Source organism: Shigella flexneri 2a str. 301 (assembly GCF_000006925.2).
Classification (GTDB): domain Bacteria; phylum Pseudomonadota; class Gammaproteobacteria; order Enterobacterales; family Enterobacteriaceae; genus ECMA0423.
On sequence record NC_004337.2, the window covers coordinates 3,355,037 to 3,369,889 of the forward strand.

A 14,853-nucleotide genomic window follows, 5' to 3' on the forward strand; every position below is an offset into this window, starting at 1 on the left:
CACAGAGCGGTCCGTCAGTTCAGGTTTGGCTCTGTGCCAAAGATGGGTCAGGTCACACCTGATCTAATAAATTTAAGCCATTAAATCAGCCTTAACCTTCACCACCACCTTTTTAATCTCACCCGGCTCGCCAACAACGCATCCCGGCTTATGCGGCTCTCCTGGCATAAACACGGCGAACATTCCCGGTTTCAGGATGATGGTTTGCTCGTTTTCAATGGCGCTACAAAGCTGGTAATCATCTTCATGGTGGAACTCTTCACATTGGCGCGCAGTGCCTGCCATGCCAAACAGAATCCGTTCCTCACCGTTTAATAACAGCTGGATATCAATGTATTGCTCGTGCAATTCCGCTTTTTTCTCGACGGGCGATTGAGTGTTAAACGTCATGACATTCATAAAAATATTGTCGCCCTGTAATTCGTAACGACCCGGCGCTTTTTCTTGCGGTCTGGCAGCTAAGGCCAGCGTTAACGCGTCCTGTAACGCAGGATGTAACCCAGCAGACGGTAATGACTGTACTTCACCCATCATCATAATTTTTCTCCCTGGGCCAACAGCGCAGCCCCAAGTAAACCTGCATCATGGCGGTAATGCGCCGCCAGTAAATCAACATGAAATGCCGCTGGCTCCTGCGCCAGATACATTTCCACCAACGCCAGATACCCTTCTGCCAGACCAACGCTGCCACCAACCACCACGCACTGGCAATCAGTTGTGGCTTTAATATCAGCGATCAGCCTTGCAAGCGTACGTGCGGAGCGATGAATCAGTTGCTGCGCCTGCTCATCGCCCTGCCCGGCGCGTGTGAAAATAGTTCTCGCATCCGCGCCAGCCAGCTCGCCCTGCGCTGCCGCCGCAATGCCGCGACCAGAAGCAATTGCTTCCACGCAACCTGTGCGTCCACAGCCGCAGACTGGGCCGTGTGGATCGGCAAGCGTATGCCCGATGTGCCCCGCCAGACCGCCAGGGCCGGTAAGCAGTTTGCCACCGCTCACTACACCGCCGCCGACGCCAGTGGAAACGGTGATAAAGACCATATCGGTTATATCGCCTTCCAGCGCCTGATACTCTGCCCATGCTGCGGCCTGCGCGTCGTTAATGGCAATGGTCGGCAAATTGGTAAGTTGTTCCAGCGTTTTGACTAACGGAAAGTGTAGCAATCCACCGAGATTATGCGGATTCAGCGCCAGCAAACTGCCGTCGCGAATAATTCCGGTTGAAGCGATGGCAACCCGCTGCGCATGAGCTTGCAACGGAGAGACTAATGCGGATAAGGCATCACGCAAGGCTTCTGGTGTCTGGCTGGCTGGCGTAGGAAGTTCACGACGATCGCGGATCTGCCCGTCAGCGCCAATCAGCGCGGCGGCAAGTTTAGTACCGCCGATATCAATCGCCAGTATGGTCATAGCACCGCCTTTTTCATCGCTGTGTTGTACCACTGACAAATGTGTTCAAGACGCGTAATGGCAGAACCGACCGTCACCGCCCACGCGCCGTGGCGCATCGCATCTGCCGCCTGAGCAGGCGTGTTGTAACGCCCTTCGGCAATCACCCGACATCCGGCTTCGCTCAACGTTTTCACCAGCGCCAGATCCGGCTCTTCTGGCGTTTCAGGCGTGGTATAGCCAGAAAGCGTAGTGCCAATAATTTCGGCTCCCAGCTTTTGGCATGCCAGGCCGTCTTCCGGCGTTGAGCAGTCGGTCATCGCCAGTAAACCGTGATGATGGATACGTGCCAGCAGCGTTTCAACAGGCACCGGACGCGGGCGGTCGGTGCCGTCAATGGCGATAATGTCCGCGCCCGCCTGCGCCAGCGCATCGACATCTTCAATATAGGCCGTGATGCGTACCGGAGAATCCTCCAGATCGCGTTTCACAATTCCAATAATCGGCACGCTCACCACCGCACGCGTGGCTTGCAGATTTGCCACACCTTCGATGCGAATGGCAACCGCGCCCGCCTGCTCTGCCGCTAATGCCATGGCTGCGACGATTTCGGGTTTATCGAGCGGGCTGTCAGGAACCGGCTGGCAGGAGACAATCAGGCCACCGTTAGCAGCGATTTTTTGATCCAGTTGTGCAAGTAACGACATACATCTTCCCTTAGCGAAAGGCCCGGTACATAGACCGGGCAACAGGATTAACTTTTGGTTTTGACTAAATCGTTTTTGGCGCTGCCAAATGGCACGGCACCGCTAAATGGTTTGCCGTCGATAGCGTCATGAGTACGCAATGCTTCCGGGCGCAGCCAACGCTGAACGCGGGAAGGCATATCCAGACCAATCAGCAGGATCACCACAAATGTCAGGCTGAACGAGAGCGATGCCAGCGCAGTACCCAGATCCAGACGTTGAGCGATCAACGCGCCGATGATTGGGGCCAGTGCGCCACCCAATGCGCCAACGTTGTAGGTAAAGCCCAGGCCCGCTGCACGCTGGTCGGTATCGAAATAACCGCCAATCAGTTTCGGTAAGATCCCGGCGATCCCTTGTCCAAGCATTTGCTGGAAGAACAGTAACAGACCGAGCACCCAGACGTTTGCGCCGCCAATCGCAAATACCGGAATAATCAGCAGCTGCGAGGCCAGCAGGCTACAAACGTACGCTTTGCGGGTTCCCAGCCAGTCACCGAGGAAGCCACCTACGCAGCATCCCACGGCCGCGCCAAAGCCACTAAAGAACAGCACATTGGCGACAGTATGCGGGTTATAAGCCAGATCGGTTTTCAGATACGTTGGCAGCAGCGCCTGAATCGGCCATGAGTAGAGGAAAGCAAACAACACGACCACCATCAGCATTACGCCCGTTGGCCAGCGTTTACCCGTACTTTGCACCATAAAGCTGATAAAGATTGCGGCGCATAACAGCCCGAGAACAGCGACGATTGCAGCATTTTGCAGGTTACCGGCGAAGCAGAACCACAGCGCAGTAGCCGCCGCCAGTGTCATTACGATATTGGCAATGCGATGTTCACCACGGTAGAGAATATCCACCATTGTGCGTACTGGTGCTTTACCTGCGTGTTTCTCTTTCCAGTCTTCCGCTTCCGGGATGTTTTTACGCAGCCAGAGAGCAAAGATGATTGGCAAAATGCCGATAAAGAACAGCGCACGCCAACCCCAGACCGGAACCACCAGGCTATAGACCTGAGCGGCAACGACGGCCCCCACAGAGAAGCCTGAAATCAAAAAACCACTGGCTTTGTTACGCAGATGTTTTGGCCAGCTTTCAATGACATAGGTGGCGCTGGAACCGTATTCACCCGCCATCCCCATGCCGATGACCAGACGAGCGATAAACATGGTGATGTAGCCTGGCGCAAAGCCGCAGGCCAGCGTCCCGGCCGAGAAGAGAACGATGCTGGTGACCATTGCCAGACGACGCCCGTAGCGGTCACCCATAGCGCCGAGCATCAGGCCGCCGAACCAGCGAGAGATAAAGGCTGCGGAGATCAGACTTGCCGCCTGCACCGTCGTCAGCCCGAATTCACCCTGTACTTCGGTGAGTACCAGGGCGATTAAAACGAAATCAAAACCGTCAAGCAGATATCCCAACCAGGCAGCGGAAAATGCGCGCCATTGTGCACGGTTGAGATGGCGATACCACGGGATATTCTGGGTTGTAGTACTCATTGTGAGTCTCCCGCGGTGGGCGATGCCCACACGCTTTGGTATGAAAATTGTAGGGTACAGATGCGTTTATTTCCCCTCACCCGGTAGGGGCGAGCGAGGGGAAAACAACTCACCCGCGCTCTTGCATCAACTGCTGGGCCAGCGCCTTCAGTTCTGGCAGATATTTTTCATCTACCGGTCCAAACGGTTTGCGGCACAGCGGCACAGAAACGACATCCATATAATGCAGGACAGTTTTCAGGCCGCGGAATACGCCCGTTTTGATCAGTAAATCAATGACTTTGTTGCACTCAGTTTGCAGTTTCTGCGCGGTCTGGATATCGCCTTCTTTCAGCGCCTTCACGATCCCCTGATATCGCCAGCCCATGATGTTGTAAGTACTGCCGATACCACCATCAGCGCCTGCCAGCAAGCCGGAAGCGAAGATTTCGTCGTAACCGTTATAGAGCACCAGATCAGGATGTTCACGACGGATCTGTTCCATCTGATAGAGATCGCCAGAAGTCTGTTTCAGCGCACCGACGCCAGGCAACGTAACCAGGGTGTTGATCTGATCCAGGGTCAGTTTTACCCCACTCAGGGCTGGAATGTTGTACACCACCATCGGCAAACCATCCGCTGAATCAATAATTGCCCGATAGTGATCGCAGTGTTCTTCAAAGCTGAAAGGATAGTAGAACGGCGTGACGGCGGAGACGGCATCGAAGCCATAACGTTTAGCCGATGCCGCAAGTTGTTGGCTTTCGGCGGTGCTGACGCAACCGACGTGGGCGATGAGTTTAATCTTACCTTTCGCCTCTTCGGCGACGATTTCCAGTACCTGTTCACGCTCGGAAAGGCTTTGTACAAAGGCTTCGCCGGTCGAACCACCCACGTATAAACCGTCGATGCCCTGCTGAATATTGAACTGAACCAGGCGGCGCAGACTCGCTTTATCCAGTGCTTGTTGTTGATCAAAAGGAGTCAGGAGTGCAGCCATTACGCCACGTAAATTCGTTGCCATAAATACCTCTGAAGTGATGCTTGTCTGATAAACGATATACCTTTATACCTGTTATACCAGATCAATTAAGCAACACCCCATACAGAAAGCTTATAATGCGATCTGCTTCACTAAAGTGGCATTATTTCTTTTTGTTGGTGGTCTGACCGAAAGCGTGCCAGGTAGCAGAGACGCTGTTGAGATGCGATTGCAACGCACGATCGGCTTCGTCAGGATCATGACGGCGGATCGCATCAACGATCGCAATATGCTGTTGATAACTAACGTTGTTATGTTCGTGCAGTGCCTGATCGGTAACCGTTGGGCGTGCGGCAATAAGCCAGTCGAGCAGGGCAACGTGGATCGCCATGAAGATTGGGTTACCGGGGATCTCCGCCAGCACGCGGTGGAAATCAACGTCTGAACGAATGAATGCCGCGTTGTTATCCAGCGACTGACTGTTGATTTCCAGTGCTTTTGCCAGCAAATCGATTTGCTCATCGGTGGCGTGTTCAGCCGCATAGCGCACCAGGCTGGATTCAAAGAACAGACGTAATTGTTCGAAATGGGCAATCCCACCAGGATGAGAAAGGAAATCTTTCGCCATGCCGGAAAGCTCGCCGATGATAGTGTCCGCAGAAGGTCGAGAGACACGAGCGCGTTCGCCGTTGTTTATTTGCACCAGACCTTTGCGTTTTAACGCTGCCAGCGCTTCACGCACAGAAGGACGCCCGACGTTAAAGAACGCCATCAGTTCGCGTTCAGACGGTAATTGTTCACCTTCGCCAAATTCACGACGGCGGATCATCTGTTCCAGCTCTTCTTCCACCATTTCGGAGAGTTTTTTACGCGCCAGCGGGCGGCTACGCAAGTTGCGACCAATTGCAGGTGAAGAATCTTCGGTTTGCGAATCAAATGCGTTCATAAGGCCCATTCTGTAAGGTCAGTGTGATTAACATCATCAGTGACATCCTATCACAGGATTGAAAGTAGGGGAAAATGGCAGGTTTTTCTCTTTGTGCCTCATCATTACCATAATTAACGGAATAATTAACTATTGCGAAAAATTAATGTAACGCAGATAAACACATCCCGATTGAATTATTCATAAGACTATTCACAAGCATTATGAATATTATGAATGTGTTCTTACAAAATAATCATAATCGCATATTTTTTAATGAAAAATCACCTCACCTACAATTAAAAACACGACATCCGCACCATAAATAGACTTGCAAAAAATATAACATCATTGTTTTCAATCTGCCATTTATGGGATTGACCGTTTTCTTTTGACACGGAGTTCAACAATGGGTAATGCTTCCAACTTACTGATTTAGTGTATGATGGTGATTTTAAGGTGCTTGCGTGGCTTTCATTTCCATCAGATGTCCTTCCTGCTCCGCTACTGAAGGCGTGGTGCGTAACGGCAAAAGCACTGCCGGACATCAGCGCTATCTCTGCTCTCATTGCCGTAAAACATGGCAACTACAGTTCACTTACACCGCCTCTCAGCCCGGTACGCACCAGAAAATCATTGATATGGCCATGAATGGCGTCGGATGTCGCGCCAGTGCACGCATTATGGGCGTTGGCCTCAACACGGTTTTACGTCACTTAAAAAACTCAGCCCGCAGTCGGTAACCTCGCGCATACAACCGGGCAGTGATGTGATTGTCTGCGCTGAAATGGACGAACATTGGGGCTACGTCGGTGCTAAATCACGTCAGCGCTGGCTGTTTTACGCGTATGACAGGATACGGAGGACGGTTGTGGCGCACGTCTTCGGTGAACGCACTCTGGCCACACTGGAGCGTCTTCTGAGCCTGCTGTCGGCCTTTGAGGTCGTGGTATGGATGACGGATGGCTGGCCGCTGTATGAATCACGCCTGAAGGGAAAGCTGCACGTTATCAGCAAGCGTTACACTCAGCGCATTGAGCGACATAATCTGAATCTGAGACAACATCTGGCAAGGCTGGTACGGAAGTCACTGTCGTTCTCAAAATCGGTGGAGCTGCATGACAAGGTCATCGGGCATTATCTGAACATAAAACACTATCAGTAAGTTGGAGTCATTACCGATAATGCTGTTTTATTTAGCTCAACATGATCGATTTGTGCAATGAAAGTTATAGTGCTTGCGGGAGGGGATTCGCTTTTTGCATATGAACTGGCGCTATACAGTAGAATGATAATAGTAAATAATGATTTGTACATGATGTATTTTCCATGTGAATAATTTATCCCTGATATTTCATAAAAAGTATAGTTTACTTCTAATGTAATCGTCCAGTTATATGGAATTAAGCGAAGGTAATGCTGCCAACTTATTGATTTAGTGTATGATGGTGATTTTAAGGTGCTTGCGTGGCTTCCATTTCCATCAGATGTCCTTCCTGCTCCGCTACTGAAGGCGTGGTGCGTAACGGCAAAAGCACTGCCGGACATCAGCGCTATCTCTGCTCTCATTGCCGTAAAACATGGCAACTACAGTTCACTTACACCGCCTCTCAGCCCGGTACGCACCAGAAAATCATTGATATGGCCATGAATGGCGTCGGATGTCGCGCCAGTGCACGCATTATGGGCGTTGGCCTCAACACGGTTTTACGTCACTTAAAAAACTCAGGCCGCAGTCGGTAACCTCGCGCATACAACCGGGCAGTGATGTGATTGTCTGCGCTGAAATGGACGAACATTGGGGCTACGTCGGTGCTAAATCACGTCAGCGCTGGCTGTTTTACGCGTATGACAGGATACGGAGGACGGTTGTGGCGCACGTCTTCGGTGAACGCACTCTGGCCACACTGGAGCGTCTTCTGAGCCTGCTGTCGGCCTTTGAGGTCGTGGTATGGATGACGGATGGCTGGCCGCTGTATGAATCACGCCTGAAGGGAAAGCTGCACGTTATCAGCAAGCGTTACACTCAGCGCATTGAGCGACATAATCTGAATCTGAGACAACATCTGGCAAGGCTGGGACGGAAGTCACTGTCGTTCTCAAAATCGGTGGAGCTGCATGACAAGGTCATCGGGCATTATCTGAACATAAAACACTATCAGTAAGTTGGAGTCATTACCCAACAATGTTCGGCATAATTATATCTGTCATCGTATTAATTACGATGGGCTATTTGATCCTGAAAAACTACAAACCTCAGGTGGTGCTGGCTGCCGCAGGTGTCTTCCTGATGATGTGCGGAGTCTGGTTAGGGTTCGGTGGTGTACTCGATCCCGCCAAAAGCAGCGGCTACTTGATCGTCGACATTTATAATGAAATCCTGCGCATGCTGTCCAACCGCATTGCCGGATTGGGGCTGTCGATTATGGCGGTGGGCGGTTATGCCCGCTACATGGAGCGCATAGGAGCCAGTTGCGCGATGGTGAGCTTGCTAAGCCGCCCGTTAAAACTCATTCGCTCGCCGTATATTATTCTGTCGGCAACTTACGTCATCGGCCAAATCATGGCGCAGTTTATTACCAGCGCCTCCGGTCTGGGTATGTTGCTGATGGTCACCTTATTTCCGACGCTGGTGAGTCTGGGAGTAAGTCGCCTCTCTGCGGTGGCGGTTATCGCAACCACGATGTCCATTGAGTGGGGGATTCTGGAAACGAACTCCATTTTTGCAGCCCAGGTCGCGGGAATGAAAATTGCCACATACTTCTTCCACTACCAGCTTCCGGTCGCCTCTTGCGTCATTATCTCGGTGGCGATCTCCCACTTTTTCGTGCAACGCGCTTTTGACAAAAAAGATAAAAATATCAATCACGAACAGGCAGAGCAAAAAACTCTCGATAATGTCCCGCCGCTCTATTACGCCATTTTACCTGTGATGCCGTTAATCCTGATGCTCGGCTCGCTGTTCCTCGCCCACGTCGGGCTGATGAAGTCAGAACTGCATCTGGTGGTGGTGATGTTACTAAGTTTGACGGTGACGATGTTTGTTGAGTTCTTCCGCAAGCATAACTTGCGCGAAACAATGGACGATGTGCAGGCGTTTTTTGACGGCATGGGTACGCAGTTTGTCAACGTGGTAACGCTGGTGGTCGCGGGTGAAATATTTGCGAAAGGCTTAACGACGATTGGCACTGTTGATGCGGTTATCAGGGGTGCGGAGCATTCTGGTCTGGGCGGTATTGGCGTGATGATTATTATGGCGCTAGTCATTGCCATTTGTGCCATTGTGATGGGCTCTGGCAATGCGCCGTTTATGTCATTTGCCAGTCTTATTCCGAATATCGCAGCCGGACTACATGTACCAGCGGTTGTAATGATTATGCCGATGCATTTTGCCACGACGCTAGCGCGCGCGGTTTCGCCGATTACTGCGGTGGTGGTCGTTACGTCAGGAATTGCAGGCGTTTCGCCTTTTGCGGTGGTGAAGCGGACAGCGATCCCCATGGCAGTCGGTTTCGTGGTGAATATGATTGCCACAATCACGCTATTTTATTAAGTCATTAAAAAGACAAAACAGGCCGCCTGGGCCTGTTTTGTATTACTTCACAACGCGTAATGCCGGTCGACCACCGCGTGGTGGCTGCGGAGGTTCATCGTCAGGATGAGTGTCATCATCGTGATCTGGCTTGTCGCCATCAATAACCGACATAACGGTTTCGTTGTCTGCCGATGCCTCTTCATCATTCATGATGCTGGTATCTTCATCGTAGGCAGCTTCAGGCTCAAACATCGTGCCTGCGCCATTTTCACGGGCGTAGATAGCCAGCACGGCAGCCAGCGGCACAGAAACCTGACGCGGAATGCCACCAAAGCGCGCGTTAAAGCGCACCTCATCATTCGCCAGTTCCAGATTGCCGACAGCACGCGGCGCAATGTTGAGTACGATTTGCCCGTCACGCGCATATTCCATAGGAACCTGCACGCCAGGGAGCGTCACATCCACCACCAGGAGCGGCGTGAGCTGGTTATCCAGCAACCACTCATAGAATGCACGCAGCAGATAGGGACGACGTGGTGTTAGCTGTGACAAATCCATACAGATTAACTCCGGCCCAGACGCATTTCACGTTCTGCTTCAGTTAAAGAAGCAAGGAAAGAGTCACGCTCAAAGACGCGGGTCATATAGCCTTTCAGCTCTTTCGCACCCGGGCCGCTGAACTCGATGCCCAGTTGCGGCAGACGCCACAGCAGCGGAGCAAGGTAGCAATCGACCAGGCTGAACTCATCGCTCAGGAAGTACGGCTTCTGACCGAAGACCGGCGCAATCGCCAGCAGTTCTTCGCGCAGTTGCTTACGTGCGGCATCTGCTTCAGAAGCTGAACCGTTGATGATAGTGTTCATCAGCGTGTACCAGTCTTTTTCGATGCGATGCATGTACAGACGGCTTTCACCGCGAGCTACCGGGTAAACAGGCATCAGTGGCGGATGCGGGAAACGCTCATCCAGATATTCCATAATGATGCGAGATTCCCACAGGGTCAGCTCACGATCCACCAGGGTCGGAACGCTCTGATTCGGGTTGAGGTCAATCAGATCCTGAGGCGGATTGTCCTTTTCCACGTGTTCGATCTCGAAACTTACACCTTTCTCAGCCAGCACAATGCGGACCTGATGGCTATAGATGTCAGTAGGACCGGAAAACAGCGTCATTACCGAACGTTTGTTGGCAGCGACAGCCATGAAAACCTCCAGGTATAGTCAGAATTTTTACTGCTACCAGCCACCAGGTGGCCAGTCAGAAGTTGTGTTACCCAATAAGGAACGACTCTCTTTGTTCGAAAATCAAACAAAAAATGAGCAATACCCGACATTTGGGCAGAAAATTGGATGATAGTTTACCAGATTTTGCGACCTTTGTGGTGAGTGGATGCCGGAAATGGGGAAAAAGAGATGCGCTTTAGTCTGAAATAGTTGACTTAGACCCTTATTGGCGATGTGGTTTTTGTTTTACCTGTCTTTCAGACGGCAGCAAAAAGCAACTTCCCATTTTTTACGCTGATTCAGAATTTAGCCATAAAAAAACCCGCCGAAGCGGGTTTTTTCGCAAATTGTTTTCTGCCGTAGCAGAAGCCAATTAACGTTTGGAGAACTGCGGACGACGACGTGCTTTACGCAGACCGACTTTCTTACGTTCAACCTGACGAGCGTCACGAGTAACGAAGCCAGCTTTACGCAGTTCAGAACGCAGGGACTCGTCGTATTCCATCAGAGCGCGGGTGATACCGTGACGGATCGCACCAGCCTGACCAGAGATACCACCACCTTTAACGGTGATGTACAGGTCCAGTTTCTCAACCATGTCGACCAGTTCCATCGGCTGACGAACTACCATGCGGGCAGTTTCACGACCGAAGTACTGTTCCAGAGAACGTTGGTTGATTACGATTTTACCGTTGCCCGGTTTGATGAAAACGCGAGCTGCGGAACTTTTGCGGCGACCAGTGCCGTAGTATTGATTTTCAGCCATTGCCTATAATCCCGATTAGATGTCAAGAACTTGCGGTTGCTGTGCCGCGTGGTTGTGCTCGTTACCCGCGTAAACTTTCAGTTTACGGAACATAGCACGACCCAGCGGGCCTTTTGGCAACATGCCTTTAACCGCGATTTCAATCACACGCTCAGGACGGCGAGCAATCATCTCTTCAAAGGTCGCTTGTTTGATACCACCGATGTGGCCGGTGTGGTGATAGTACACTTTGTCAGTACGCTTGTTGCCGGTTACAGCAACTTTGTCAGCGTTCAGAACGATGATGTAATCACCGGTATCTACGTGCGGAGTATATTCCGCTTTGTGCTTACCGCGCAGGCGACGAGCCAGTTCAGTAGCCAGACGGCCCAGAGTTTTACCGGTCGCGTCAACAACATACCAGTCGCGTTTTACGGTTTCTGGTTTAGCTGTAAAAGTTTTCATTAAAAGCTTACCCAATAAATAGTTACACGTTGGTGAACACCCAAACGTCTTCAATTGTTGAGGTTCACACGACAAAGTCCGGCAAACCTACCCCTTCGAATAGCCTATGCCAGCACACAAAAAGTTTTGGGAAAAAAACTTTCTTGTAACGTGGGGTCGCAGGATTATAGAGAAGTCGGGGTCAAAGATCGACCCCTTTTTGTGATTTGTGGCAGGTTTTAACCCGCCAAATGCTCGCGCTTCAGATACTCTTCGCTTTGCATCTCTTGCAGACGTGACAGGCAACGCTGGAACTCAAACTTCAGCCGCTCACCCTGATAAATTTCATACAGCGGCACTTCTGCACTCACCACTAATTTGACATGGCGCTCGTAAAACTCATCCACCAGCGCAATAAAGCGCCGCGCTTCGCTCTCCATCAACCGCGTCATGACTGGCACATCAAACAACATTACTGTGTGAAACAGGCGTGAGAGCGCAATATAGTCATGCTGACTGCGGGCGTCGACGCACAGCGTAGTAAAAGAAACCGCCAGCGTCTGGTTCTCGACGCCCATTGTCGCCAATGGCCGATGGTTGATTTCTAACGTCGGTGAATTTTCTCGTTTCACCCCCGCCAGCGCCAACCATAGTTTATCCATCTGCGCCCGGGTTTCATCGTTGAGTGGCGAAAGCCACAGATGCGCCTGAGTGAGTGTACGCAGTCGATAATCAACACCAGCGTCCACGTTCATTACATCACAATGCTGTTTAATGGCATCGATTGCAGGCAGAAAACGCGCACGTTGCAGGCCATTTCGATAAAGTTCGTCCGGCGGAATATTTGACGTCGCTACCAGGGTAATACCGCGGGTGAACAGGGCTTTCATCAGACCGCCAAGTAGCATGGCGTCGGTAATATCAGAAACAAAAAATTCGTCAAAACAGAGCACGTCAGTTTCGGCTTTAAAGCGATCGGCAATAATTTCCAGCGGATCGGTCTGCCCCTGTAAGGCAGTTAGCTCTTCGTGCACCCGCAGCATAAAACGGTGAAAGTGCAGGCGCTGTTTCCGCTCTCCCGGCAGGCTTTGATAGAAAAGGTCCATCAGCCAGGTTTTCCCGCGTCCTACACCGCCCCACATATATAAGCCACGCACTGGCGTATGCTTTGTGTCTTCGCGTTTACCCCACAGCTTACCGACCCGCGCCATTAGCCCACTCGTCCTGGGGGCTGGTGGCCTGCTATTGATGAGTTCTTGATAAATAATTTCCAGGCGGCTGACGGCCTCTTTTTGAACGTCGTCGGGTTGATGGCTGCCTTCATTGAGCGCCTTCAGGTATTGCGATGTTGGGGTAACGCTTTGCATGATCTTATTGTTATTCCTTGAATAATCGGTGCGCCGTTGTTCACGGTTGACGAAAAAAAGGCCGTTCTACACTACGCGATATGCAGTCGGGATTCCACTTCTGTGGAATTAACGGTTATAGTGGCATAATCAGCCGCAGGCATGGAGCCTGAAGCCAACACCCTACGGAAACAAAAGACAACGGGAGATGTTCATGACCTGGGAATATGCGCTAATTGGGTTAGTCGTCGGCATCATTATTGGTGCTGTGGCCATGCGTTTTGGTAATCGTAAACTACGCCAGCAACAGGCGTTGCAGTACGAACTGGAAAAGAATAAAGCTGAACTGGACGAGTATCGCGAAGAGCTGGTTAGCCACTTTGCCCGCAGCGCGGAATTACTGGATACCATGGCGCACGACTATCGCCAGCTGTATCAGCACATGGCAAAAAGCTCCAGCAGCCTGCTGCCGGAACTGTCTGCTGAAGCAAACCCGTTCCGTAATCGTCTGGCAGAGTCTGAAGCCAGCAACGATCAGGCACCGGTGCAGGTGCCTCGCGACTATTCTGAAGGCGCATCCGGCCTGCTGCGTACTGGCGCGAAGCGCGACTAATTTATTTTTCGGGCGCAGCCATTGCGCCCTCCTCTTCTCTCCCTCCCCGACTATCATTTAATCTGGTGTCTCATTGTTAGCCGTCTGAAAATTCAATAACATCAAACTGTTTTGAATCTCTTTTCTTATCATTCAGGTACGAGAGCAGGAATAATGAAAAAACAAACCCAGCTGTTGAGTGCATTAGCGTTAAGTGCCGGGTTAACTCTCTCGGCGTCATTTCAGGCCGTCGCGTCGATTCCAGGCCAGGTTGCCGATCAGGCCCCTCTCCCCAGTCTGGCTCCAATGCTGGAAAAAGTGCTTCCGGCAGTGGTGAGCGTACGGGTGGAAGGAACGGCCAGTCAGGGACAGAAAATCCCGGAAGAATTCAAAAAGTTTTTTGGTGATGATTTACCGGATCAACCTGCACAACCCTTCGAAGGTTTAGGTTCCGGTGTCATCATCAACGCCAGTAAAGGCTATGTGCTGACCAACAACCATGTGATTAATCAGGCACAGAAAATCAGTATTCAGCTCAATGATGGGCGCGAGTTTGATGCAAAACTGATTGGTAGCGATGACCAGAGCGATATCGCCCTGTTACAAATTCAAAACCCGAGCAAATTAACGCAAATCGCTATTGCCGACTCCGATAAATTGCGCGTCGGTGATTTTGCCGTAGCGGTCGGTAACCCATTTGGCCTTGGGCAAACCGCCACCTCTGGCATTGTTTCCGCATTAGGCCGCAGCGGGTTGAATCTTGAAGGTCTGGAAAACTTTATCCAGACAGATGCTTCCATTAACCGCGGTAACTCCGGCGGTGCACTATTAAACCTTAACGGTGAGTTAATTGGCATCAACACTGCAATCCTTGCGCCTGGCGGCGGGAGCGTCGGGATTGGATTTGCCATCCCCAGTAATATGGCGCGAACACTGGCGCAGCAGCTTATCGACTTTGGTGAAATCAAACGCGGTTTGTTAGGCATCAAAGGCACCGAGATGAGTGCCGATATCGCCAAAGCCTTCAACCTTGACGTGCAGCGTGGCGTGTTTGTCAGCGAAGTGTTGCCAAGTTCTGGCTCAGCGAAAGCGGGCGTCAAAGCGGGCGATATTATTACCAGCCTCAACGGCAAACCGCTGAATAGCTTTGCTGAGTTGCGCTCTCGTATCGCGACTACAGAGCCGGGCACGAAAGTGAAGCTTGGCCTGCTGCGTAACGGCAAACCACTGGAAGTAGAAGTGACGCTTGATACCAGCACCTCTTCGTCGGCCAGCGCTGGAAGGTGCAACGTTGAGCGATGGTCAGCTAAAAGATGGCGGCAAAGGTATTAAGATAGATGAAGTTGTCAAAGGAAGCCCAGCTGCTCAGGCTGGCTTGCAAAAAGACGATGTGATCATTGGCGTCAACCGCGATCGGGTGAACTCGATTGCTGAAATGCGTAAAGTGCT

The 14,853-nt window shown here is 51.4% G+C and carries 17 protein-coding genes, 1 pseudogene and 2 other annotated features; of the genes and pseudogenes, 6 read left to right on the forward strand and 12 right to left on the reverse strand.

The annotated features are described in order from the left end of the window. Window positions 1-72: 72 nt before the first annotated feature. The 6 genes from yhcH to yhcK form a co-directional block, all read right to left on the reverse strand. Window positions 73-537, reverse strand: a complete 465-nt coding sequence (yhcH, locus tag SF3257; protein NP_709014.1) for a hypothetical protein — start codon at window positions 535-537, stop codon at window positions 73-75. Next, window positions 534-1,442 carry a NagC-like transcriptional regulator gene (gene yhcI / locus SF3258; protein ID NP_709015.4) on the reverse strand — a complete coding sequence of 303 codons (909 nt, stop codon included), beginning with the start codon at window positions 1,440-1,442 and terminating at the stop codon, window positions 534-536. The genes yhcH and yhcI overlap by 4 nt, the downstream gene beginning before the upstream one ends. Further along, window positions 1,406-2,095, reverse strand: a complete 690-nt coding sequence (yhcJ, locus tag SF3259) for an N-acetylmannosamine-6-phosphate 2-epimerase (protein NP_709016.2) — start codon at window positions 2,093-2,095, stop codon at window positions 1,406-1,408. Before yhcJ ends, yhcI begins: the two co-directional genes overlap by 37 nt. A gap of 47 nt (window positions 2,096-2,142) precedes the next feature. After that, window positions 2,143-3,663, reverse strand: a complete 1,521-nt coding sequence (gene nanT / locus SF3260; protein NP_709017.3) for a sialic acid transporter — start codon at window positions 3,661-3,663, stop codon at window positions 2,143-2,145. A 79-nt stretch (window positions 3,664-3,742) separates the two neighbouring features. Further along, window positions 3,743-4,636, reverse strand: coding sequence for an N-acetylneuraminate lyase (gene nanA, locus SF3261; RefSeq protein NP_709018.1), 894 nt, complete (start codon window positions 4,634-4,636; stop codon window positions 3,743-3,745). Between the two features lie 121 nt (window positions 4,637-4,757). Beyond that, window positions 4,758-5,540, reverse strand: coding sequence for a transcriptional regulator NanR (yhcK, locus tag SF3262; protein ID NP_709019.2), 783 nt, complete (start codon window positions 5,538-5,540; stop codon window positions 4,758-4,760). A gap of 391 nt (window positions 5,541-5,931) precedes the next feature. Beyond that, window positions 5,932-6,699: a mobile genetic element, on the forward strand. Here yhcK and insA point away from each other — a divergent pair. Together insA and insB (SF3264) are read left to right on the forward strand one after the other, a co-directional pair. Then, a complete protein-coding gene (gene insA / locus SF3263; RefSeq protein ID NP_709020.1) occupies window positions 5,987-6,262 on the forward strand; it encodes an insertion element IS1 protein InsA in 276 nt (91 codons plus the stop codon). Its footprint overlaps the feature before it by 276 nt. Further along, complete coding sequence (gene insB / locus SF3264; protein NP_709021.1) at window positions 6,289-6,684, forward strand: insertion element IS1 protein InsB; 396 nt, start codon at window positions 6,289-6,291, stop codon at window positions 6,682-6,684. Its footprint lies within the feature at window positions 5,932-6,699. On the opposite strand, the gene SF3265 is transcribed toward insB (SF3264), so the two are convergent. Next, the gene (locus SF3265) at window positions 6,678-7,106 is read right to left on the reverse strand and encodes a hypothetical protein (RefSeq protein ID NP_709022.1); all 429 of its coding nucleotides are present in this window, start codon (window positions 7,104-7,106) and stop codon (window positions 6,678-6,680) included. The genes insB (SF3264) and SF3265 overlap by 7 nt on opposite strands. Continuing rightward, window positions 6,932-7,699 (forward strand) — a mobile genetic element. It overlaps the preceding gene by 175 nt. Between SF3265 and insB (SF3266) the strand changes: the two genes are divergently transcribed. Together insB (SF3266) and yhcL are read left to right on the forward strand one after the other, a co-directional pair. After that, a complete protein-coding gene (gene insB, locus SF3266) occupies window positions 7,181-7,684 on the forward strand; it encodes an insertion element IS1 protein InsB (protein ID NP_709023.1) in 504 nt (167 codons plus the stop codon). (Overlaps the previous feature by 504 nt.) A 5-nt stretch (window positions 7,700-7,704) precedes the next feature. Next, window positions 7,705-9,072, forward strand: coding sequence for a cryptic C4-dicarboxylate transporter DcuD (gene yhcL / locus SF3267; protein ID NP_709024.1), 1,368 nt, complete (start codon window positions 7,705-7,707; stop codon window positions 9,070-9,072). 42 nt (window positions 9,073-9,114) lie between these two features. On the opposite strand, the gene sspB is transcribed toward yhcL, so the two are convergent. The 5 genes from sspB to yhcM all read right to left on the reverse strand — a co-directional run bounded on the left by sspB (window position 9,115) and on the right by yhcM (window position 12,833). Next, complete coding sequence (gene sspB, locus SF3268) at window positions 9,115-9,612, reverse strand: ClpXP protease specificity-enhancing factor (protein NP_709025.1); 498 nt, start codon at window positions 9,610-9,612, stop codon at window positions 9,115-9,117. A gap of 5 nt (window positions 9,613-9,617) precedes the next feature. Then, entirely contained in the window at window positions 9,618-10,256 is a 639-nt protein-coding gene (gene sspA, locus SF3269; protein NP_709026.1) for a stringent starvation protein A, read from the reverse strand. 394 nt (window positions 10,257-10,650) lie between these two features. Further along, window positions 10,651-11,043, reverse strand: a complete 393-nt coding sequence (gene rpsI, locus SF3270; protein NP_709027.1) for a 30S ribosomal protein S9 — start codon at window positions 11,041-11,043, stop codon at window positions 10,651-10,653. A 15-nt stretch (window positions 11,044-11,058) separates the two neighbouring features. Further along, window positions 11,059-11,487: a 50S ribosomal protein L13 gene (gene rplM / locus SF3271; RefSeq protein ID NP_709028.2), complete on the reverse strand. Its 429-nt coding sequence runs from the start codon at window positions 11,485-11,487 to the stop codon at window positions 11,059-11,061. A 218-nt stretch (window positions 11,488-11,705) separates the two neighbouring features. Further along, window positions 11,706-12,833, reverse strand: coding sequence for a hypothetical protein (yhcM, locus tag SF3272; protein NP_709029.1), 1,128 nt, complete (start codon window positions 12,831-12,833; stop codon window positions 11,706-11,708). Between the two features lie 193 nt (window positions 12,834-13,026). On the opposite strand from yhcM, the gene yhcB reads away from it, so the two are divergent. Together yhcB and SF3274 are read left to right on the forward strand one after the other, a co-directional pair. Beyond that, on the forward strand, window positions 13,027-13,425 hold the full coding sequence (gene yhcB / locus SF3273) for a hypothetical protein (protein NP_709030.2): 399 nt from the start codon (window positions 13,027-13,029) through the stop codon (window positions 13,423-13,425). A gap of 153 nt (window positions 13,426-13,578) precedes the next feature. After that, window positions 13,579-14,736 (forward strand): annotated as a pseudogene (locus SF3274). The last annotated feature ends 117 nt before the right edge of the window (window positions 14,737-14,853 follow it).